Annotated in this window: 18 protein-coding genes; 7 read left to right on the forward strand and 11 right to left on the reverse strand. The window is 49.1% G+C overall.

Annotated elements, in window-relative coordinates; genetic code table 11:
• The first annotated feature begins 55 nt into the window (after nucleotides 1–55).
• Nucleotides 56–223 carry a YqaE/Pmp3 family membrane protein gene (locus tag M0415_RS18000; RefSeq protein WP_011621091.1) on the forward strand — a complete coding sequence of 56 codons (168 nt, stop codon included), beginning with the start codon at nucleotides 56–58 and terminating at the stop codon, nucleotides 221–223.
• 71 nt (nucleotides 224–294) lie between these two features.
• On the opposite strand, the gene M0415_RS18005 is transcribed toward M0415_RS18000, so the two are convergent.
• A complete protein-coding gene (locus M0415_RS18005; RefSeq protein ID WP_249553092.1) occupies nucleotides 295–2,466 on the reverse strand; it encodes a TonB-dependent receptor in 2,172 nt (723 codons plus the stop codon).
• Between the two features lie 303 nt (nucleotides 2,467–2,769).
• On the opposite strand from M0415_RS18005, the gene M0415_RS18010 reads away from it, so the two are divergent.
• Entirely contained in the window at nucleotides 2,770–2,961 is a 192-nt protein-coding gene (locus tag M0415_RS18010; protein WP_249553094.1) for a DUF2986 domain-containing protein, read from the forward strand.
• Nucleotides 2,962–2,973: 12 nt separating this feature from the next.
• On the opposite strand, the gene M0415_RS18015 is transcribed toward M0415_RS18010, so the two are convergent.
• The 4 genes from M0415_RS18015 to M0415_RS18030 form a co-directional block, all read right to left on the reverse strand.
• Entirely contained in the window at nucleotides 2,974–3,486 is a 513-nt protein-coding gene (locus M0415_RS18015; protein WP_249553102.1) for a M23 family metallopeptidase, read from the reverse strand.
• Nucleotides 3,487–3,507: 21 nt separating this feature from the next.
• Nucleotides 3,508–4,086, reverse strand: a complete 579-nt coding sequence (locus M0415_RS18020) for a hypothetical protein (protein ID WP_249553103.1) — start codon at nucleotides 4,084–4,086, stop codon at nucleotides 3,508–3,510.
• A gap of 16 nt (nucleotides 4,087–4,102) precedes the next feature.
• A complete protein-coding gene (locus M0415_RS18025; protein ID WP_249553105.1) occupies nucleotides 4,103–4,816 on the reverse strand; it encodes a CHAP domain-containing protein in 714 nt (237 codons plus the stop codon).
• A gap of 189 nt (nucleotides 4,817–5,005) precedes the next feature.
• Complete coding sequence (locus M0415_RS18030) at nucleotides 5,006–6,076, reverse strand: MBL fold metallo-hydrolase (protein WP_249553108.1); 1,071 nt, start codon at nucleotides 6,074–6,076, stop codon at nucleotides 5,006–5,008.
• A 153-nt stretch (nucleotides 6,077–6,229) separates the two neighbouring features.
• Here M0415_RS18030 and M0415_RS18035 point away from each other — a divergent pair, with 153 nt between their 5' ends.
• Nucleotides 6,230–6,841, forward strand: a complete 612-nt coding sequence (locus tag M0415_RS18035; RefSeq protein ID WP_249553111.1) for a TetR/AcrR family transcriptional regulator — start codon at nucleotides 6,230–6,232, stop codon at nucleotides 6,839–6,841.
• Nucleotides 6,842–6,920: 79 nt separating this feature from the next.
• On the opposite strand, the gene M0415_RS18040 is transcribed toward M0415_RS18035, so the two are convergent.
• Nucleotides 6,921–8,264, reverse strand: coding sequence for an anaerobic C4-dicarboxylate transporter (locus M0415_RS18040; protein WP_249556564.1), 1,344 nt, complete (start codon nucleotides 8,262–8,264; stop codon nucleotides 6,921–6,923).
• A gap of 282 nt (nucleotides 8,265–8,546) precedes the next feature.
• Between M0415_RS18040 and M0415_RS18045 the strand changes: the two genes are divergently transcribed.
• Nucleotides 8,547–9,725: a PrnB family protein gene (locus M0415_RS18045; protein ID WP_249553113.1), complete on the forward strand. Its 1,179-nt coding sequence runs from the start codon at nucleotides 8,547–8,549 to the stop codon at nucleotides 9,723–9,725.
• A 4-nt stretch (nucleotides 9,726–9,729) separates the two neighbouring features.
• Nucleotides 9,730–10,851 carry an aminotransferase class V-fold PLP-dependent enzyme gene (locus M0415_RS18050; protein ID WP_249553119.1) on the forward strand — a complete coding sequence of 374 codons (1,122 nt, stop codon included), beginning with the start codon at nucleotides 9,730–9,732 and terminating at the stop codon, nucleotides 10,849–10,851.
• A 137-nt stretch (nucleotides 10,852–10,988) separates the two neighbouring features.
• Here the strand turns inward: M0415_RS18050 and M0415_RS18055 are convergent, their stop codons facing one another.
• Together M0415_RS18055 and M0415_RS18060 are read right to left on the reverse strand one after the other, a co-directional pair.
• The gene (locus tag M0415_RS18055) at nucleotides 10,989–11,312 is read right to left on the reverse strand and encodes a YceK/YidQ family lipoprotein (protein ID WP_342190836.1); all 324 of its coding nucleotides are present in this window, start codon (nucleotides 11,310–11,312) and stop codon (nucleotides 10,989–10,991) included.
• 184 nt (nucleotides 11,313–11,496) lie between these two features.
• On the reverse strand, nucleotides 11,497–12,699 hold the full coding sequence (locus M0415_RS18060; protein ID WP_249553123.1) for a dicarboxylate/amino acid:cation symporter: 1,203 nt from the start codon (nucleotides 12,697–12,699) through the stop codon (nucleotides 11,497–11,499).
• A 417-nt stretch (nucleotides 12,700–13,116) separates the two neighbouring features.
• Between M0415_RS18060 and M0415_RS18065 the strand changes: the two genes are divergently transcribed.
• Complete coding sequence (locus M0415_RS18065; RefSeq protein WP_220057066.1) at nucleotides 13,117–13,296, forward strand: hypothetical protein; 180 nt, start codon at nucleotides 13,117–13,119, stop codon at nucleotides 13,294–13,296.
• Between the two features lie 131 nt (nucleotides 13,297–13,427).
• Here the strand turns inward: M0415_RS18065 and M0415_RS18070 are convergent, their stop codons facing one another.
• Nucleotides 13,428–15,665 carry a TonB-dependent receptor gene (locus M0415_RS18070; protein ID WP_249553125.1) on the reverse strand — a complete coding sequence of 746 codons (2,238 nt, stop codon included), beginning with the start codon at nucleotides 15,663–15,665 and terminating at the stop codon, nucleotides 13,428–13,430.
• 409 nt (nucleotides 15,666–16,074) lie between these two features.
• Complete coding sequence (gene glnA / locus M0415_RS18075) at nucleotides 16,075–17,484, reverse strand: glutamate--ammonia ligase (RefSeq protein WP_011715534.1); 1,410 nt, start codon at nucleotides 17,482–17,484, stop codon at nucleotides 16,075–16,077.
• A 985-nt stretch (nucleotides 17,485–18,469) separates the two neighbouring features.
• Between glnA and typA the strand changes: the two genes are divergently transcribed.
• Nucleotides 18,470–20,281 (forward strand): translational GTPase TypA, encoded by a 1,812-nt coding sequence (gene typA, locus M0415_RS18080; RefSeq protein WP_011715535.1) that lies wholly within the window; start codon nucleotides 18,470–18,472, stop codon nucleotides 20,279–20,281.
• Between the two features lie 86 nt (nucleotides 20,282–20,367).
• On the opposite strand, the gene M0415_RS18085 is transcribed toward typA, so the two are convergent.
• Nucleotides 20,368–21,375 carry an AraC family transcriptional regulator gene (locus M0415_RS18085; RefSeq protein WP_249553127.1) on the reverse strand — a complete coding sequence of 336 codons (1,008 nt, stop codon included), beginning with the start codon at nucleotides 21,373–21,375 and terminating at the stop codon, nucleotides 20,368–20,370.
• Nucleotides 21,376–21,402: the final 27 nt, after the last annotated feature.

Here is a 21,402-nt window from a genome sequence, read left to right on the forward strand (position 1 = left end):
TCTTCCTGCGAAGTTAGCAGTGTGATGATTTTCCTTGTATAGGAGCAAGCTCGTTATGGATACCAACAAATTACTTTTAGTTATTATTGCGATTCTCTTGCCACCCGTTGCGGTATTTTTAAAGGCGGGCGCAGGCAAAGACCTATTAATTAACATTGTGCTGTGTTTATTTTTCTGGCTTCCCGGTTTATTACACGCCCTCTGGGTGGTCACTAAAGATTAGTGATTCCAGTAATCCAATAAAAAAGCGCAACCTAGGTTGCGCTTTTTTATACGGTAAATTTAGCGTACTAATTAGAATGCCACTGTATAGCCGATAGTCGCAGTGCGACCCATGCCTTTGAAATAACGATCATTTGTACCCATGGTTTGTGAGTAGTAGTTGAAATAATCCTTATTAAACAGGTTTTGCACGCCTAAGGTTAAGGTACCAGTGTAGAGCGGCATAGAGAATGACGCATCGACAGTCGTATAGCCATCAAACTCGGCATATTTCTCGCCTGTGGCATCTTCGAAGTCACGGTCCATAAAGTAGTTTGCCTGTACGCGCGTCGACATCTCGTTATCGAAATTATGGGTCCAGAACAGGTTGATACGATTTGGTGAAATATTGGCACCATCGAGATCGGTATCTGTTTTGTTGTCATCATTCGAATCGTATTCACCGCGCTGGATCGCCAGATTCATGCCCAGATCGTCGTTGCTGGTCAGGTAAGCGGTGATATTGGCTTCGATACCATCAATCACACTCTTCTCACGTTTAACGTCGTAGAAGCCATCGCTGTTTAAGGCTAAACGGGCGCCGTAATCCGTGGCTGAGCGGTAGTAGGAAATTTTTGCGCTTAAGTATTCGCCTTGGTAATCGGCGCCAAACTCCACGTTATCCGTCACAATAGGTGCAAGGGATAAGGAGTCGCTGATACTTGGGTTTGCTCCAGGGAAGCTGTTACCGTCGCGCAGAATACGGCCGATATCTGGCATACCAAAGCCTTGGTTATAGCTAGTGTAAACGCGGATATCTGGAGTGATCTTGTAGGAGATACCTATGTTGAATAGGGTTTCGTCGAAACTCGCTTCGCCCCCTTCAATTTCTTTATTTCCCGCGCCGTAGAGCGTCTTATAGTCATCGACATTGAGCTTAGCATGCTCGTAGCGTACGCCAGTCGATAGGGTAAGATCGGTAATTAAATCATAATCTAACTGCAAATAAGGTGCGAAGTTGTCATAGGTACTTTCAGGAACCCATGATAAACCTGTCTGCACTAAAGCTTGCTCTGTGGTATCGCGGAATAGGTCGATACCATAGGCGGCATCAATACCCGTATCGGCAATATTTTTCGCAATCAACGAGGTCTTTAAGCCCCATTTGACCGAAGAGTTGCGCGATTGCTCATAGTACCAGCTTTCACCTTTAGGGCCTTCGCATTGCACTAAGTTACTGTTGTTTGCCAATGCAGGGTCGTAGAAGGTCTTGTTACAGCCACCGCCATACACTGCCTCGAAGTCCTGATTGAATAGCTGGACACTCAGCTGTTGGCCGGCAATGTTCTCGTGGGTGTAAGTTAAGCTAGTTGTCGTGACTTGGTTATTGGCCGCTTCCCAAGGTTGTTTTTCTTCGATTGCGCCCGTCGGTTTACCAGTGGTGATATCGCCTTTCACCGGCATCCAATCGCCATTGTTCTCCATGTTGTAATGGTTAACCATCAGCTCTAAGCGCGACTCGGCAAAGTTGTGGCCGAGTTTGATAAAAAAGTCCTTGCTCTGGCTGTCCATAGACTCGCCTTGCGTCGTGTCCACACCAATCACATCGTGGTTTGCATCGTAGTACACGCCGTTATTGCGATAGCTCACCGAACCCAACATATCGATCAGATCGGATTCGCCCGAAAACGCATAGCTGGCACCGAAACTCACACCGTTAGATTTGAGCGAATCGGGCACAGTGGCATCGAAGCTAACCACGTGCTGGTTATCGCCCGTTGGTTTTTTGGTAATGTAGTTGATGATGCCGCCCTGAGCGCCTAAGCCGTGCATCGCATTAGCACCGTGGATAATTTCGATACGCTCGATCATCGCAGGGTCGATTGTTTGCCCTGAGCGGCCACCGCTACGCAGCGGGTTAGATTGGGGCACACCATCGATCATGATTAAGGGCGGACGGCCACGCAGGGTTTCGCCCGTGTTGCTCATCTTCTGACGGCTGGGTGAAAAGCTAGGTGCTAAGTTACCGATAATGGTCGACAAATCTTTAGTGGTGCGGAACTGCTCTTCGAGTTGCACGCGGTCGATAATAGTCACTGTATTGGGGATAGAGCTTGGCGATTTATCCATGCGGCTCGCGGTGACAGTGATCTTTTCGATGTCTTTATTCTTATTCGTTCCCGTATCAGGGGTTTCTTGAGCGACGGCAGACTGGGTGAGGGCCGCAAATACGGCGAGGGCAACAAACGAGGTTTTGAACGTCATATAACTTCCTGCTAAGGGCGAGTGAATTTGCTACACCGATATCCTTGGCATCAGACTATTCCGTTAAACAACATTGCAAATGATAACGATTTTTATTGTCGCCGATTTTAAGGAAGTGAATTGGGCTTGTCTAGTCGAGTTGTAAATAAAATGCGTGGGAAAAGTGGCAATTTTTAAGAGTTGTGATTCGGCTAACAAATAGGTGCATTTAGATTGAGGGTTTGTTTGTAGGCTGAGCCCCCGATTTGTTGCCGCGTCGAAGGAAGCTTATAATGGCGACCTTTTTCTCGCCTTGGTGCCCATATGAACCGCAAAAAGAAGATTAACGAAACGCTTAAACAGAAGGCGAAAAAAGCCAATGCCAAGTTGCATAGCAGCAATAAGCCTAAATATGTTTCTAAAGCCGAGCGTGCAGCGCAGGCCATCGCGGCAGAAACTGAGATGACACAACCCTTTGAACAGCCCGCTGAGGTTGTTGCCAACGAGAATGCTTAACCGACCAACCCTTTACTTAGGGTCTAAATAGTCGATTGGATTTAAGTAAAACGCCTTCTTATACCCTTGGGTGGAAGTGTCTATCAGCCAAGGTCTAGGCAATAGGCTGACAATGGAATAGTGCAAATGGGGCGGTTTGCCTTGGGCGTTTCCCGTGGTGCCGACGGTGCCGAGCACATCCCCGCGCCCCGCAAATAAACCTGCCGATTTGTTAATGCTACCGAGGTGGGCAAAATAGTGGATTTGCCATTTTGGGCCGAGTCCCACGACCACCTTGCCGCCCTTAAAAAACTCCCCTTTGTACAGCAGTAACAGTGGCGTTGGCGCGATCACGGGCGTATTGGCTGCGGCAAAAATATCAATGCCTTTGTGGGTGCCTGAACTGCCCCAGGGTTCATACCAAAAGGTTTGGCTATTCCAATCCTTATCGCTAGCGCCTTTGACTGGGATGACGGGCTGTTCTGGCACTAAACATCCTGCGAGGATAAAAAGTGCGATAACAAGAGCGATAAATTTGAGCTTCATTTTGACCTCGGTATAACGCTGTTAGTGAAACTCACTGAATTCGTGCCAATTAGCGGGATACTGGCTGCGCTCGGCTTCACTGAGTGATAACCAGTAAGGCCGCCAAAATGTATCGCACCAAAACTCAATATTGCCCTGCAGACTGCCGAGCGTGTCAGGATCGACCTCGGGAAAGCTTTCCCAAGGAGCAGGTGGTGCGGCCTTAAAGGCGATTAGCCGTTGCAGCAGCGCGATATCATTGCTGATCAGTAGCACGCAGATCCCTGCAAAATCAGCATATTGATGTAGAAAAACATGGCTTTGCCCTTGGGCATGGTGCAACAGCTTACTCGATGCCGCATCCTGTTCAACAACAGGCGCGAATGCCATCTCGGCGAGCAAGGCATCGAGTCGCTGTTTATCTTGGTTACTCAACAAGCAATGTATTTGATAGGCGGCGAGATCGGGCTGCATCGCGGCGGTGACGATGGGATAAACTTGATGGCTGGGCAAAAGCAGGTGAGGTAAGGGCCCATTAAAAATCGCTTGGAGATCCGCTGCCTGTGAGTTCGTATTCGCCCTAGGGCTGAGGTGTCGTTTTAGCCAGTCGAGTAGTCCCATTTTTGTTCTCCTAACCTTAGCGCTTAAGTGGAGTCGCTTGTTGGTTTGCTTGGGGATTCCCCTCAGTACTTCCTTCAACACTCTCCCCAACGCTCTCCTCAACCTCTCCCGCGATAATCATGGCCGCGGGAGCTTCCCTGCGTAACCAGCCCTTAGTGCGCGGGGCATCGATATACCATAGTCCTTCACGTTGTGCTAAGGGAAACACCTCCCGTGACGGCGCAAAAGGGCCGGGATTTTGCTGGGCAATTTCGACACTGGTCTCAGTGACGTTAGCGATAATGGCGACATGGCCGTAGGGATTAAACATCCATGGCGCGAATACCAGTAAATCATCGGCCATCGGCTTGCTTTGGCTGCCATTGGTATATTGCCGCAGGGCGCGTTTTTCATTCCAGCTCGCATCGGGCAACAGGTCATTAAAGAAGTCTTTGGCGTGACCGAAACTGTCGGGCATTTTGTGCTGATAACGCAGGTAAAAGTAACGTTTAACGAACTCTACGCATTGGTATTTGATACCTAGGTTATAGCCGTCGAGGGAAAGGTTTCGCCCCTCATTAGTGTTGACGCCGCCGTTATAATAAATCTCGACGCCATTGAGTGAGTCGAGCACATCACCCACTTGGTAGTCGGTATTTAAGTTATAACGAGTCAGCCCGTGGTAGCCGAGATAACCAAGGCCGCAGACTAGGCTTACTGTGAGTAGCAATAAACGAAAACCTTTGACCATCTTTAGTACGACATTCTCAAAAGATAAATTGATTCAGCAGGATACAAGGTCGGATTGTATGCTGTTGTCGCTAAAAACGTCTAGGCGTACTGGCGGTTTGCAGGGAGCTTAATACTTTCGTTGGGCTATTGGTGGGGAGATCCTTAGCGGCGCAATGGTTAAGTGCCGCTAAGGAGGCATCGGCTATGATTATTTGTTGGAGGCAAGTTTGACTGGAACCACTTCAAACTCGGGCCTGTCTTTGGGTAAGTATGACTTCCACCACCCTTGATTGAGCGCTGGGCTGTGGGCTAACTCATTGAGATTAATCCCTTGACCAAACTCAGGGGTCAGCAGAGGGACTGCATAGGCTTTCGCCGCTGCGGCGATCCGCTCTAAGGGTTCATACCAACTGTGCAGCGCTAGGTCGAAACTGCTGTTGTGGATTGGGATAAGGTATTGGCCTTGTAGATCTAAATGCGCCCGCAGCGATTGCTCAGGTTGCATATGGATATCGGCCCACATCTCATCGTAGGCGCCAGTTTCGACTAAGGTGAGGTCGAAGGGGCCAAGTTTATCGCCAATCTTTTTAAAGCCATCAAAATATCCAGAGTCACCACTGAAAAAGATATTTAATTTAGGGGATTGAATGGCCCAAGAAGCCCACAGGGTTTGATTCTTATCCCTAAGTCCACGGCCCGAGAAATGTTGCGCTGGGGTGGCGGTAAAGCGCACACCTTGGTGCTCGGTTGCTTGCCACCAGTTGAGGGCGACAATTTTTTCCTTGGGAATGCCCCAGCCAATAAGATGCTTATCGACGCCCAGTGGCACAATAAATTTTTGAGTGCGCGCGGCGAGTGCCAACACGCTCTGCTTGTCTAAGTGATCGTAATGATCGTGGGACAAGATAATCCCAGCGAGCGCTGGAATGTTTTCGAGCTCAATCGGCAAAGTATGGAAACGTTTTGGGCCAAACCATTGGCTGGGTGAGGCACGCTTCGAAAACACGGGATCGGTTAACCAATACTGACCATTTAACTGTAACAGCACGGTCGAGTGGCTGATTTTATACAGCATAGGTGTGTCATCAGCCGTGGCAGGCAGCCGCATGGGCTGAATCGGTAGCGGCTGGTTTGGACTCTTATCGGGAATGCGTTCAGTGACATAACGCCATAAAATGGCTGGTAAATTACCTTCACCACTGTGAGTATTTGGCGCTTCATTACGAAAGCGTTGACCCTCCGATGGGCTAGTTTCAATGATATTGGGATCTAAGGTCATAATAACGCTCCCGAGTAGCAGTAGGGCCAAGGTGATTTTGAGTCGCATTGTAAACTTGATGAAAGTAAACTACACAGTGTAGTTTACTCAAGGTTGTGCAAAAGTAAACTCAATAGTGTAAAATATCGGCAAATATTTTGATGGCGTACCGCAATGGCAGAAAAAGCAGTGAAACTGACACATTCCCAATTGAAGCGTTTAGCGATCCTCGACGCGTCACAGGAAGAATTTATGGTCAATGGTTTTGCCGGCGCCAGCATGGATAGAATTGCCCAGCGCGCCAATGTCTCCAAGCGCACCGTTTACAATCATTTCCCCAGCAAAGAAGTGTTATTCGAGGCGACAACAAGTGACCTGTGGGCACGCACCAAAGAAGCGGCCACCTTGGCATTTAATCCCGAGCAAAGCCTCGAGTCTCAATTGCAACATATCGCTCGCCGCTGCTGGGAGTTGTATCAGCAACCGGATTTCCTGCGCGTGGCAAGGGTGGTGATGGCTGAGTTTATTCGTTCACCCATCCAAGCGACCGAGGCCATGGAACGATTGGCCAAGCAAGAGGGTGGATTAGAGGCGTGGCTTGCCGGAGCTGTAGCCCATAAGGCGTTGAAAATCGATAATATCCCACTGGCGGCCACTCAGTTTTGGGGCATGTTTAAGGCATTCGCTTTTTGGCCTAAATTGTTCCATATGAAAAGCCATGACGAGTACCAACAAGATATTATCGATGCCAATATCCGTATGTTTCTCGCCATGTATCGCGCTTAGTCCTCGTTCCGTTTCAATCATAAGGCCGATAATGCTTTCACATTATCGGCCTTATGTGTTTTATCGCTTCAAACCGTGCTTACAGTAAGGTGGTCGCCAGCAGATAACCGACGGTCGACGCCGTACCCACACCGATCAATCCTGGAACAATAAAGCTGTGGTTAATGATGAACTTACCAATTTTGGTGGTGCCAGTTCGGTCGAAGCCGATACAGGCCAAATCACTTGGATAAGTAGGTAGCACAAAGTAACCATAGCTCGCGGGTAAAAAGGCAATCAACAACTTAGGATCGACGCCTAAGGCCAAGCCCATGGGCGCGATAGCCGTGAGCGCCGCCGCTTGGCTGTTGACCAATTTTGAGATTAAAAACAGCACTAAGGCATAGGTCCAAGGTTGGTTTTGCACCACATGGGAGAGGTTTTCCTTCAGCACGTCCATATGGCTGATAAAGTAAGTATCACTCATCCAAGCCACGCCAAATACCGAGAAAATCGCCACCATGCCGGCTTTAAACACTGGGCCATTGGCAATTTCTGTGGGTCTGACTTTGCAGCTCATTAAGATAAAAGCACCTGCGATCAACATCATCATCTGGATCACTAAGTTCATCGATAGCGGCGCCAGCTTACCCTTCACCTCAAACACAGGCCGCAGTTCGCTAAAGGAGCCGAGCAACACCACGGCGGCGATTGCGGTAAAGAAGATCCCCGTTGCCCAATAGGCTTCCTTAGGAAAGGTTTGGTTTAGCAGAGTCTCGCTCTTGTCGTAGATAAACGCCCTTTGTTCGGGATCTTTAATTCGCGCCTGAAACTCTTCGTCCTTATCTAGATCTTTACCACGACGCAGACTCCAAAGTGCCGCCACTAACACGCCGCAAAGGGAGGCGGGTACGGACACCATTAAAATTTCCAGCATGCTATAGGCATGGCCGACGCCGTGCTGCGCCGCCAAAATCGATACCATAGAAACCACGGCGACCGACACCGGAGATGCACAAATCGCCATTTGCGAGGCGATCGAGGCCACCGCCATCGGGCGTTCTGGACGAATGTTTTTCTTCAGGGCGATATCGGAGATGATCGGGAACATGGTGTAAACCACATGGCCGGTTCCGCATAAAAAGGTTAAGGTCCAGGTGGTGAGTGGCGCCAGAATGGTGATGTATTGTGGGTGGCGGCGTAGTAAACGCTCGGCAAACTGCATCATCACATTTAAACCACCTGCAGTTTGTAACACTGAGGCACAGCCGATCACCGCAAGAATGGTGAGCATCACCTGTACCGGCGGTTGTCCGGGGGCGAGACCAAACACAAAGGTCAGTAAAAATAAGCCAATACCACTAATTAGCCCTAGCCCCATACCACCATAGCGGGTACCGAGCAGTAAACAGCCGAGTACGACAATAAACTCCATTAAAATCATTTGATTCACCCCTGCGGAACCTGCCGCACAATTGCATTAGAACTAGCTGTATTTGGCGCTATTGTGAGAGGGGATTGGATTTGAGAACTTGCGCTGGCGCAAGGTGTAAATAAAAAGTGGCATTGGATTTTTCATAAATTTGAGCTAGCGCTAGAAACGCGCGAGCAGAAGTTGCATTCTTGTTAACTCGGATACGCTAAAGACGCCAGTAGCCAAGTAAAAATGCGTCTATCAGTACTTGCTCCGGTAAAAATAACCATAACAATTTCCAAGGATGTCCAAGTGAAACCTGCCACCTATAACACCGAAGCCTTCGATGAGTGGATCCGCAGTCGCTTTGTGGAACTCAACTCCCAGCTCGAACATCTTTATTACCAGCAGAGCGACCGTGCCAATGTGCAAGATATCGGCACCGAGCTTAAGCAAACACTAGAAAGCGAAGGGCGCGAACTGATTAAGGCGCTGCTCGATGAAGGCAATACCGATGAAGGGTTCGACAGTGCCTTCGATCTGCTGGGGAATGTCGGCCTGTATATGGCCGCCTGCCGTCGCCATGAAATTACCGAACCGACACGGGAAACCACTTCGCCACTGGTAGAAGCTTCGGCGCTCGCTATGCATATCGGCGCCTCCATCGGCGTGACGCCGCGCTTTGCTACTGCTCATTTAACCACCCATAACCGTGCCCACAATGGTATCTACAAACGCTTTACCGATCTGCCCGACGAGAAGCTGTTTGTGGATTACAACACTAAGGGCATTTTGGCCTATAAGCGTGCCAGCGATGCCTTATTAAAAATTCAGCCCTTGGGGATCTCTCATCCTATTAGCCACGATTTACTGCGGGTCGCCAAGCAGGCATTGCAGGATGTGATTGAGTCAAACCAGCAGTTATTCAAGCGGTTAGATACCGACCGCTTCTTCTATTGCGTGCGCCCCTATTACAAACCCTATCGGGTTGGCTCTGTGGTGTATCGCGGCGCCAATGCTGGCGACTTTGCCGGAATTAACGTTATCGATTTAACTCTAGGTCTATGTTTTGCCAACGAATCGGCCTATTCGCAAATGCTGGTGGATAAGTTTTTATACATGATGCCAGAGGATCAACAAATCCTGCGGGAGTGTATGCGCCGTCCGAATTTGATGGATGACTTTTTACAATCCAAGGCCTGCGTGCAGCAGGATTGGTATCAGGAAAACCTCAAGCTGTTTATCGAAGTCTGTGAATTGCATGGCGAAACCGCCATTCAACACCACAATGAGTTGGTGACTAAATACATTGCCGAGCCTTCGGTGAATATGGAGCAGCAACATTTAGCCAAGGTCACCGCCAGTGGTCCACCATTGCATGTGCTGCTCGGCTCCCTCGAGCGCTTAAGGGATAGACGCGCCGCGGTGTTGCGACACGATATTCGCACCCGTTATCACGATCTGAAGAAACTCAAAGACAGTTTAAGGTAAGGCCATGCTGCTAAATGTAAAACAGGACTTTTGCCTCGCAGGCCCAGGCTATCTACTTAACCATTCGGTGGGACGACCACTTAAATCGACCGAACAGGCATTTAAGCAGGTGTTTTTTGCGCCATGGCAAGAGTCTGGCCGCGAGCCATGGAGCCAATGGTTAGGGGTGATAGATAATTTCACCTCAGCCTTGGCGCAGTTGTTCAACGGTCAACCACGGGATTTTTGCCCGCAGGTGAATCTATCGAGCGCGTTGACCAAGTTGGTGATGTCACAGGATAGATTAAATCGCGATGGCGCCGTGGTGTTGATGAGCGAGATTGATTTTCCCAGCATGGGGTTTGCCCTGAAAAAGGCATTGCCCGCAAGTTGTGAATTGCGCTTTATTCCCAAGGGCTTAGATGTCACCGACCCCAATGTGTGGGACGCGCATATTTGTGCCGATGTCGATTTAGTCTTTGTTAGCCATGCTTATTCCAATACGGGTCAGCAGGCGCCATTGGCGCAGATCATTCCCCTTGCCCGTGAGCGTGGCTGCTTGAGCCTAGTGGATGTAGCGCAATCAGCTGGGATTCTGCCGCTGGATTTAGCCAAGCTACAGCCGGACTTTATGATTGGTTCTAGTGTTAAATGGTTATGCTCTGGCCCCGGTGCTGCGTATCTGTGGGTCAATCCGGCGATTTTGCCCCAGTGTCAGCCGCAGGATGTGGGTTGGTTTAGCCATGAAAACCCCTTCGAGTTTGATATCCATGATTTCCGCTATCACCCAACTGCGCTGCGGTTTTGGGGCGGCACACCTTCTATCGCGCCCTATGCCATTGCTGCTCACAGCATTCAATATTTTGCCAATATTGGTTCATTGGCGATGCGTGAACATAACTTGCAGTTGATGGAGACAGTCGTCCAAACATTGGAATGTGAGTTGGTCTCGCCACGGGAAGCCGATAAGCGCAGTGGCACCTTGATCCTGCAATTTGGCGAGCGCCAAGCACCCATCATGGCGGCGTTGGCGGAGACGAATATCAGTGTCGATGCCCGTAGTTTAGGAATACGCGTATCGCCACATATCTATAACGATGAAGCCGATATCGCGAAATTGCTGGAGGTGATAAAAGCCCATCGTTAACGGATTGAACAGGGCTTGCTCGAAGCGGCTATGAATGGGGTGCGCTAAGGCGATCTTGTTGCTCCCCTTTGTCGATGGGACGTTAACTCTTAGCCTCACTGGTTGAGGCTAAGGTAATTTATGGGTGGCGAATGTGCTTAAATGCTGTAGTTATAGCGGCAGAACATAGAGCGCGGGGTGCGAAGCGCAGGATTGCTTGGGGTGATCGCCAAATCGACGGGTAGCATCACTGCATCGACCACCAGTGAGCCGCCCATATCCACCAGTGTCAGTGGGATGGTAAACAGCAGTAGAGGCGGAGCGGATATCGCGGATATCACCACACACTCCTCGCCATTATCGACAGCCGTTTGCACACTAGAAAATGAATGACCCCAGGTTGAATCTGCTCCCATTCTCGACGTTACCGCTGCGCATCCAGTGAGAGACCCACACACAACTAACCAAACCAACCAACGCATAACCACTCCATTGTTTATGTTTGAAAAACCGCATCGCTTCCATATGGCTGACTCGCTTGTTCGACTCAGCGTTCTGGCACTCCGGTAGCATAGCGGATTTTACTCGGCACAAATGTGCTCTTTTTCAATGGTTTGGCATTCTAGTCAGATAAGTTTCGTTGTCAATTATTCGGCAATGATAGCTCTATGGCTCAAGCCTTTTGCGATTGAGGCGTTCAACAATCTGGCTGGCATTGAGATCGTGGACGACGTTTATCACGGTGGAAGGTGCGTCGGTAATGGCGCCTATCACCACTAGAATGGGGATGGTTTCCATTGGTAATCCTAAGGTGGTGACGATAAAAATCTCCCCGAGGAAGGCGCCGCCCGGCACGCCGCCAATGATGAAGGCGGACAGGACGGAAATGAGTATGGTCACCATAAACACATCGACCGTGAAATCTAAACCGAGCAGAGAGTAGATAAACACAATCTTCAGTGCGGTGATAATGGATGCGCCGCCCTTATTCAAATTCACCAGCAGCGGCAGGCTGATATCGGCGATTTCGGGTTTTATCCCCATCTTCAGCGCCGTCCTTAAGGTGACTGGCAGAGTCGCGAGGGATGAAGTCGTGCCTAATGCTGTCACTGCGGGTTCTAGGGCGTGGCGCCAAAATTGTCTAATTCCGTGCATGCCGCCGCCAAGCCAGGCATAAAAGGTGGAGCCGACGGTGAGGTAGATAAAACAGGCCACTAAAAATAATCCTACGGCGCGGGCAAAGGTCACCACAAGCTGCGGATCTTGACTCGCCATGGTGGAGGCAAAGTAAGCACCAAGGCCGACGGGGGCAGCCAGCATAATAATGGCGACTATCTTCATGATCACGGTATTAAAACTGTCGAGCAGTGCCGAAACTTTACGGCCATCTTCCCCCGATTGACCTATGGCGATTCCGGCAATCACCGACATGATGATAAGCGCCAAGATATTGGATTTGGAGAGTAATCCAGAAAAGTCATTGGTGGTCAGCAGCGCCACAAAATCCATCTTTCCTGAGGTATCGCTAACGGTTTGATTAAGGTCGAGGATCACGCCTTGGGCTGGATCAAACATCAGTGCCAGTAAGGTGATGCTGACGGCGGGAATAATCGCCATCAGAATCGAGACGCCCATAATCGACACTAAAATTGCCCCGAGCTTTTTTAAGTCCGTCATGCGGGCTATCGACGAAGTCACGCTGATCGCCACTAAGGGCACGATAATCATAAACAACAGATTTAAAAAGATTTGCCCTAATGGCTTGAGCTTGAGTGCCAAGGATGGCCAATAGATGCCGATCATGCCGCCGAGTAATAATGCGCTGAGCAGCACAATAGAGTCTTGATAGGGTTTGAGTTTTTGCCACATAGCTAAGCGCCTATTGTTATTTTTATCATTGTTTCGGTGAGTCATTAGGAGCGCCCAAATGAAAGGAAACAATCATGCAGCATGGACATGTTCAAGCTAGCGAGTCATGTAAATAAGTGCAAGACGGGATTTGAAATAAACTGTTTTTGGGCTTTGGCTTGGTTGTGGGCTAACGGGTAACCAGCGTGCTTAAGTCTTTTCTTCATCTGATTTTGGACGATGCGGCTCTTGTTAACGCGATAGCTTCTGTTTAGGCGTATTAGCCACACGGCGAGTGCACGTCAGTAAAAAGGTGTATTTACCTAGTTAGGCTCGTTTGTAGCGTTGTGCCACGCTCGTTTATTCATTAGCTTAACCACTCTGGGTTGTATGCTAATACCAAAGGCCAAAATTACTATTTAATCAGGGATGAATGAAATGCTAAAAAAATGGATTGCGATACTGCTGCCCGTTGCCGTATTAGGTTTGAGTGGCTGCGCATCGGTCAGTGATACCGACGCCGATTCGACGGTGGCAAGCAGCGCCGAGAAGAAAGTCACCAAAAAAGATTGCGACAAAATCACTACCACGGGTTCACGCCTTGGTCGTTGCAGATAATCAGCTTGCTCCTGCATGTATCAGCAAAAAAACGGTCCACTTGAGGACCGTTTTTTGTTTGTCGCATTTGTTATTGCTCAACCGCCTTAGCGGAAGGCTGACACAAGTGATTGATGCCTTCTAGCCTGTTATCACCAACTCAGTTGATAATTGAGGGCAAAGGTGCGGCCACGGCCATGGTAGTCGAACATAGACTCAGGGCCGTAGGTTGGGCTGTAGAAGTACACAGCTCTTTGGCCCCACAGGGTGCTGTAGTCTTTATCGAGCAGGTTTTCGATACCGTAGCTCAGGGTACCGACGGGTAAATCGATAGAGCCCAGTAAATCCAGCGTCGTGTAGCTATCAAGCTCACTCGTTAGGCCATCATTGGTTTTGAAGCGATAGTCGGACTCGGCGCTAAAACTGTGCTCTGCCTGTAAACGGATCTTCTGTGTCTCGCCGCGCCAGCCAATAAAGGCAGTGGCTTTAGAGGGTGAGGCGTAAGTGACGGTTTCATCGACCCAATTATTCTCATCCTTCACTTCACTGCGCACCAAATGCAGGTTGGTGCCGACTTGCCAGTCGGAGCTGATATCAAAGTTAAGCTGTGCCTCTAGGCCATAGCTGCGTTTATCTTGGTCTTTGACATTGATGGTCAGATCTTTGCTGTTGACCTCAATAACCTTGTCAGACACTGCATAATAGACACTGGCTTGCGCCTGCCAACGGTCAGCAAGATAACGCCATCCCAGCTCCATGGAGTCGGTCTTGATCCCATCAAGGCGAGTATCATTGATATTGATGCTATTTTGCAGCTGTAAGTAACCATCTGCATCGGCCTTGTAGGTGCCGCGGCCGTAGTATTTCGACAGATCTGGCAGTTCAAAACCTTGGGAATAGGCAAGCCAGAGTTGTTGGTCTTGGCTTAATTTAGCCACCAAGCCGAGATTGACTAACCCTATGTTATAGTCGGTGCTGCCGCCTTTAATGGCATCGGCTCCCTTGGCCTTGCCAGAGGCAATCGCCACCTGTTGGTTATAACCGATAAAATCATCAACGCTGTTTTCCATGTGTTGATAACGATAGCCTGCGTTTAGCACCAAAAAGCTATTCATCTCCCAACTGCTTTGGACAAATGCAGCAATGGATTCGACCGAAAAGTCGACATAACGGCCGGTAGTGAACAGCTCGCGCATCACTAAGCCGCCGTGTTGGTTAGCGGCATCAAGGTCGAAGCTCATTTGGTTCGAATCAAAACTTTCTTTATCCCAATCCAGTCCCCAAGTGAGTGTGAGGCTATCGACGGGTTTGGATTCAACGACCGCTTTCAAACCATAGATGCTGGTGTTTTGGGCCGATGCAGAGAAGTTGTAGACGCCACTGGTTTCATTGACATAGGGGAACGGGTGGAAATCCAGATTCTCTTTGCGATAAAAGCCTTGTAAATACAGGGTTTGACCCAGAAACTCATCCTGGGAGTAGGACAGATTCAGTAAAGTACGCTCGGTGGCGGGGCTGCGGTCAGCGTCCAATCCTTTACGGGTTTCCAGCACTGAGGCATCGCCCGTGACACCGGAGAAGTTCTCACCCATATACAGGCCATGTTCTTCGTCTGAACCATTTCGATAGTATTGCGCCATGGCGCTGAGGCTGGCGTCATTGGCAAGCTGCCAATCCATATTCGCCATCAAATCATAACCTTGGGTGTACTGCATTCCGGTTTGCGAGATATCCAGCATCACAGGATTGCCACTGCCATCAAACCACTGGCCGTTTTCCTGCCAAGCGGCGCTGAAGCGCCCCTTAACAGAATCGCTGCCCCCGGTAACCGCCAGCGCGGTGCGATAATCTAAATCATCACTGCTATTAAAGCCGGACTTAAATCCTGCTTCGGCCTCGAAGGTATCACTGCTGTCAGCCGCTTTTTTAGTGACGATATTAATGGCACCGCCCAGTGCGCCACCACCATAGATCGCCGACGCGCCAGCCAGCACTTCAATGCGGGCAATGTTGAATGGATCGATACTGTCGAGCTGACGGCTAATGCTGCGGGAGGTGTTCATCGACACGCCATCGATTAATACCACCATGGCGCGACCGCGAATATTCTGGCCAAAGTTGGTGCGCCCTTGGCTAGACACATCCATCGACGGCACTAAGGCGGCGAGCATTTCCTTAATCCCTTTGCCGCTATCGGTTTGCTCGCGAATGCTGGCTTCATCAATGATCCACACAGTGCTGGAGAGATCGCTTATTTGGGTAGGTGAGCGGGTGGCGGAGACCACCATGCGCTCCATCTCGTTTTCAGCGGCTGTCGCCACATTAATAAGCCCCAGTTGGCAGATAACTGCGGCGGCGACTAGGCTTATCGGCCCCATAGACTTAGGCATAGCATTCTCCATCAAAAACAACAGGTACATGAGAAGCCAAAAGGACAGCACTGTGGTGCCATTTTCTCGCGACCCAGAAAGCGTTTTTAATGGTTTGAATTCAATGCGCTAACTGAATATGAATGGAGAGTATTCCGTGTTTGGCTCCAAAAAAGACGCATTATTATAGTTGTAATCGAGAATCGTTCTTAATTGAATTTACAAAGCCTTTACTTTTTTACGCGTCCCAAATCACCAGTCGACAACAAATGGACAAATAACAACAAGAGGTCGGGATTTATGTGTGTAGATGGTGGGTAGAGCTATGTCGGGTAGGCATAAAATCCGCAGAAGATTAGAGGCAAAAAAGCCCCGATAGAAGACTGTCGGGGCTATTAGATGTTGTGCAGCTAATCGATGTCGTTAGCCATTACAGGCTGTAGTACATCTCGAACTCTAATGGGTGAGTTGTACGGCTTACACGCTCAGCTTCTGCAGATTTTAGTGCAATGTAAGATTGGATGAAATCTTCGCTGAATACACCGCCGCGAGTTAAGAACTCGTGGTCAGCTTGCAGGTTCTCAAGTGCGTTTTCTAATGAAGTCGCTACTTGTGGGATTTCAGCCGCTTCTTCCGCTGGCAGATCGTACAAGTCTTTATCCATCGCTTCGCCTGGATGGATCTTGTTTTGGATACCGTCGATACCCGCCATCAGCAGTGCTGCGAAACCTAAGTATGGGTTTGCATGTGGATCTGGGAAGCGAGTTTCGATACGACGGCCTTTAGGGCTTGGTACCACTGGAATACGGATTGAAGCGCTGCGGTTACGTGCTGAGTAAGCTAACATCACTGGCGCTTCGAAGTGTGGCACTAAACGCTTGTAAGAGTTAGTGCTTGGGTTAGTGAAGGCGTTCAGTGCGCGAGCGTGCTTGATGATACCACCGATGTAGTACAGTGCAGTTTCACTTAAACCAGCGTATTTGTCGCCAGCGAACAGGTTCACACCGTCTTTAGACAGAGATTGGTGAACGTGCATACCGCTACCGTTGTCGCCAACGATTGGCTTAGGCATGAAAGTCGCAGTCTTACCGTAGGCGTGAGCCATGTTGTGTACTACGTATTTCAGAATTTGGATTTCGTCCGCTTTCTTCGTTAGAGTGTTGAAGCGAGTTGCGATTTCGTTTTGACCCGCAGTCGCCACTTCGTGGTGGTGAGCTTCAACTACTTGACCCATTTCTTCGAGCACTAGACACATAGCGCTACGTAAGTCTTGTGATGAGTCAACAGGAGCTACTGGGAAGTAACCGCCTTTCACGAATGGACGGTGACCAGTGTTACCACCTTCGTAGCTAGTACCAGAGTTCCATGCCGCTTCTTTAGCGTCGATTTTCACGAAACAACCAGACATGTCAGTACCGAAACGTACGTCGTCGAACAGGAAGAATTCTGGTTCTGGTCCAACTAATACAGTGTCAGCGATACCGGTAGAGCGTAAGTATTCTTCCGCTTTTTTCGCGATAGAACGTGGGTCGCGGTCATAACCAGTCATAGTGCCTGGCTCGAGAATGTCACAGCGGATCAGGGCAGTGGTTTCTTCGGTGAATGGGTCTAATACAAACGTGGTTGGGTCTGGCATCAGCACCATGTCTGATTCGTTAATGCCTTTCCAGCCAGCGATTGACGAACCGTCAAACATTTTGCCGTCTTCGAAGAAATCAGCGTCTACCTGATGAGCAGGAATAGATACGTGCTGCTCTTTACCTTTGGTGTCGGTAAAACGTAAATCAACAAACTTAACTTCTAATTCTTCAAGTTGCTTTAAAACTGATTCAACTGACATTCTCAAGTCTCCGGTAGGGTAAAGGGATGTCCCTTCTATAATCTTTTAACTCAAGTCGCGCTTGAGCCAAACTTACAAGCTATATAGCGATATCTATGCCAATAATTTAAGGTGTTGATAATCAAAGGCTATATATTTTATTGCACAACAATTTACTCAGTGTTGCACTATATTGGTGCGTTTGTGTGTGGCATTTTGGTGCATTAATCCATTTTGGTGCGCACCGTTACAACACCATTTTAGTGCACGGTATTTGAGTGCAATCTCGCTACGCCCATTTATCCCGAACTCGTCGGCCCATTAAGCTCATGGATAAGCCGGATTGATATCTCAATTCCGACTTTTGACAAGATTCGAAACCAAATAAAGCACAACGAATTTAGCACATTAGTGAGGCGAGATAACCGTGCAAGCTCACTATTTCAATCGCCCGCAATAATGTCACAAAACTGTGGCAACCTAAGCTGTTTTTCGCGGGGCAGTTATGGTTGGATATATTGAATAACGCTTAATTATCAAAGCATTAAAGTTGTTGTTCGCAATGGGGAATAGAGTTTGTTGAAACTGAGGCCAAAGTTATCCGCTGAAATCGCTAAATGGCGCCAGCCGGGCTTATTTCGCTGCTCATTCTGGCGTGTCACGGCTCGATGGCGTGGATTGACTATACTTATGGCGGCTTTGGGCCGAGCGGCAAAAGTAGCACTGAGTGAAAAACAGTGAATTCAGCTGCTTAGCTTAGTCGATAACAAGATAAACTGGCGAATCGCCTGCGCATTAACGGTGCATTTAGGCTATTTGACTCGGGCAAGAGAGTGGCTTTTGAGCACTGCGCTCAAAAAATTGTTTTATAAGTGTTCAAAAATAATCCTGTGCGGCGAGGCCGCTCTGGAGTAGAATGTCACGCTTTTTTATGGCGACTCAACGTAGATTGCTATAACGAATATTGAAATATCCCTATTTTTGTTTGATGGTAAGAGGTTTATCCGTGCTAGAGAATTTACGTAACATCGCCATTATTGCGCACGTTGACCATGGCAAAACGACCCTGGTTGACAAGCTGCTGTCGCAATCAGGAACCCTTGCAACCCGGGGAGAAGCTACTGAGCGGGTGATGGACTCCAACGATCTTGAAAAGGAACGTGGGATCACGATTCTGGCAAAGAATACTGCCATCAAGTGGAACGACTACCGCATTAACATCGTAGACACCCCAGGCCACGCCGACTTCGGTGGTGAGGTTGAGCGCGTACTGTCGATGGTGGACTCAGTATTACTGCTGGTTGACGCCGTTGACGGTCCAATGCCACAGACTCGCTTCGTAACCAAGAAAGCGTTCGCCCAAGGCTTAAAGCCAATCGTTGTTATCAACAAGATTGACCGTCCTGGTGCTCGCCCTGATTGGGTTATCGACCAAGTATTCGACCTGTTCGACAACTTAGGTGCGACCGACGAGCAATTAGATTTCCCAGTGGTTTACGCTTCTGCGTTAAACGGCTTTGCAACCTTAGATCCGGATGAAGTTGGCACTGATATGACGCCACTGTTCCAAACTATCGTTGAAAAAGTATCTTCACCTGCAGCTGACGCTGAAGGTCCATTCCAGATGCAAATTTCTCAGCTCGATTACAACTCATACGTGGGTGTTATCGGTGTTGGCCGCATCAAGCGTGGTAGCATCAAGACTAACCAACAAGTGACCGTGATCGGTGCTGATGGTAAGACTCGTAACGGTAAAATGGGCCAAGTATTAGGTTACATGGGCTTAGAGCGTACCGAAGTTGACGTAGCAAACGCTGGCGACATCGTGGCTATTACCGGTTTAGGCGAGCTGAAGATTTCTGACACTGTATGTGCTGCAGGCAACGTAGAAGCGCTGCCACCACTATCAGTTGACGAACCAACTCTGACCATGACTTTCCAAGTCAACACTTCACCTTTCGCAGGTAAAGAAGGTAAGTACGTGACTTCACGTAACATTCTTGAGCGTCTGCAACAAGAATTAGTGCACAACGTGGCACTGCGTGTTGAAGAAACTGACAGTCCAGACCGTTTCGCGGTATCTGGCCGTGGTGAATTACACTTATCTATCCTGATCGAAAACATGCGTCGTGAAGGTTACGAATTAGCAGTTTCTCGCCCAGAAGTTATCTTAAAAACCATCGATGGCGAACTGTGTGAGCCATACGAGACCCTGACCGTTGACGTTGAAGAAGAACATCAAGGTACAGTTATCGAGAAGCTGGGTGTTCGTAAGGCTGAGATGAAAGACATGCAGCTTGACGGTAAAGGCCGCGTGCGCGTTGACTTTATCATCCCAAGCCGTGGCTTAATCGGTTTCCAAACTGAGTTCTTAACGGCAACTTCAGGTACTGGTCTGATTTACCACTCATTCGATCACTACGGTCCGCACAAAGGTGGCGATATCGGTCAACGCGCTAACGGCGTATTGATCTCTAACGCGACAGGTAAGGCGCTGACATTCGCACTGTTCGGTCTGCAGGACCGCGGTCGTCTGTTTATCGGCCACGCTGCCGAAGTTTACGAAGGTCAAGTTGTGGGTATCCACTCACGTTCTAACGACCTGACAGTTAACTGTCTGAAAGGTAAGCAGCTGACTAACATGCGTGCTTCTGGTACTGACGAAGCTCAAGTACTGACTACGCCAATCACCTTAACTCTTGAGCAAGCGCTTGAGTTTATCGATGATGACGAATTAGTTGAAGTAACACCTAAGAGCATCCGTGTTCGTAAGAAACACTTAACTGAAAACGACCGTAAGCGTGCTAGCCGCGGCTAATGGTGGTTGTGTAGTCGCGTAAAGTGACTGCCACAGAGTGAATAAAGCCCCGCTAAGGCAACTTAGCGGGGCTTTTTTATCAGCCTTCAATCCTCAATTCGCCCCTTACGATACTGTTGTTGCCATTGTTTTGGGGACAATCCTGTCCAAGTTTTAAAGTGGCGACTAAACACGGCGACTTCGGCATAACCGAGTTGCAGTGCGAGTTCGGTGATGGTTTGCGTGCCGTAGCTGAGTTGCTGTTGGGCGATATTTTGCCGAACATCCTGTAGTAATTGTCGATAGCTTTGCCCCGTCTCTTGCAGCCTCGTTTGTAGGGTGCGTTCGTGTAAACCCAGCGCCGTCGATACCCGTTCGATGCAGCATTCTCCCGTGGGCAGCAGCCGATGGATTAAGTCCCGTGCTTGGTCGGCAAGGTTGTCGGGGTAGCGGCTCTGTAAATATTGCAGGTGCGACTGGAGATGGCGGTTAAGCGCCTCTTCATCGTGATAGTTACGCCCCAAGAGTTGCGAGCTTTTAAGCACTACGCCATTAAATGGCTCGCGAAAACGCACCGAGTGGGTAAGGCGCTGAGATTCCTGTTCGCTGGGTTTGTTTTGGCATAAATACAAAGGAACGTTGCTGATATTGATATTCAGCAGGCTCGAGACAAACATTGCCAGCTGCGCCACGCTCATTTGCATCAGTTGTTCTATGCCCCTAGGGCTGTGAACATTCATCGATAGTGCAAGGCGGACAATTTCACCCTGAGATTGCAGTTGTAATGATACGCCTGAGGCGTGCAGATACAGATAGTCATTCACGCGGGCCAGCGCATCGGCCACAGTGGCCGCGCGGGAAACCAGCATAGGTAAATCACCCAATACATGCAAAGTTTGTCGCTGGGCCAACGTTAACCCAAACAAGGGGTGCTGACAGCGCTGCGCGGCAATTTCCAATAACTCGGCTAGCCGCGGATAAGCGATATAGGTGTTGGGATCGCGAAACTGCGCCTGACGCAATCCAGCCTGATGGATCATTTCTATGGGGTTTTCCCCCAATTCTAGGACCTGTTGCTCGAATTGAGCGACGGCACCACTTCGGACTAGGTACATGGGACGCTTAGTTCACTTTGTTATAAG

This window comes from Shewanella sp. 10B (assembly GCF_023475885.1).
Classification (GTDB): Bacteria; Pseudomonadota; Gammaproteobacteria; order Enterobacterales; family Shewanellaceae; genus Shewanella; species Shewanella mangrovisoli.

Coding starts and splice junctions, on each gene's coding strand:
- M0415_RS18065 (WP_220057066.1), top strand. CDS start 13,117: ATGCTAAAAAAATGGATTGCGATACTGCTGCCCGTTGCCGTATTAGGT.
- M0415_RS18005 (WP_249553092.1), bottom strand. CDS start 2,466: ATGACGTTCAAAACCTCGTTTGTTGCCCTCGCCGTATTTGCGGCCCTC.
- M0415_RS18030 (WP_249553108.1), bottom strand. CDS start 6,076: ATGACCTTAGATCCCAATATCATTGAAACTAGCCCATCGGAGGGTCAA.
- M0415_RS18085 (WP_249553127.1), bottom strand. CDS start 21,375: ATGTACCTAGTCCGAAGTGGTGCCGTCGCTCAATTCGAGCAACAGGTC.
- M0415_RS18020 (WP_249553103.1), bottom strand. CDS start 4,086: ATGGGACTACTCGACTGGCTAAAACGACACCTCAGCCCTAGGGCGAAT.
- M0415_RS18055 (WP_342190836.1), bottom strand. CDS start 11,312: ATGCGTTGGTTGGTTTGGTTAGTTGTGTGTGGGTCTCTCACTGGATGC.
- M0415_RS18070 (WP_249553125.1), bottom strand. CDS start 15,665: ATGCCTAAGTCTATGGGGCCGATAAGCCTAGTCGCCGCCGCAGTTATC.
- M0415_RS18050 (WP_249553119.1), top strand. CDS start 9,730: ATGCTGCTAAATGTAAAACAGGACTTTTGCCTCGCAGGCCCAGGCTAT.
- M0415_RS18035 (WP_249553111.1), top strand. CDS start 6,230: ATGGCAGAAAAAGCAGTGAAACTGACACATTCCCAATTGAAGCGTTTA.
- M0415_RS18040 (WP_249556564.1), bottom strand. CDS start 8,264: ATGATTTTAATGGAGTTTATTGTCGTACTCGGCTGTTTACTGCTCGGT.
- M0415_RS18025 (WP_249553105.1), bottom strand. CDS start 4,816: ATGGTCAAAGGTTTTCGTTTATTGCTACTCACAGTAAGCCTAGTCTGC.
- M0415_RS18010 (WP_249553094.1), top strand. CDS start 2,770: ATGAACCGCAAAAAGAAGATTAACGAAACGCTTAAACAGAAGGCGAAA.
- glnA (WP_011715534.1), bottom strand. CDS start 17,484: ATGTCAGTTGAATCAGTTTTAAAGCAACTTGAAGAATTAGAAGTTAAG.
- M0415_RS18000 (WP_011621091.1), top strand. CDS start 56: ATGGATACCAACAAATTACTTTTAGTTATTATTGCGATTCTCTTGCCA.
- M0415_RS18015 (WP_249553102.1), bottom strand. CDS start 3,486: ATGAAGCTCAAATTTATCGCTCTTGTTATCGCACTTTTTATCCTCGCA.
- M0415_RS18060 (WP_249553123.1), bottom strand. CDS start 12,699: ATGTGGCAAAAACTCAAACCCTATCAAGACTCTATTGTGCTGCTCAGC.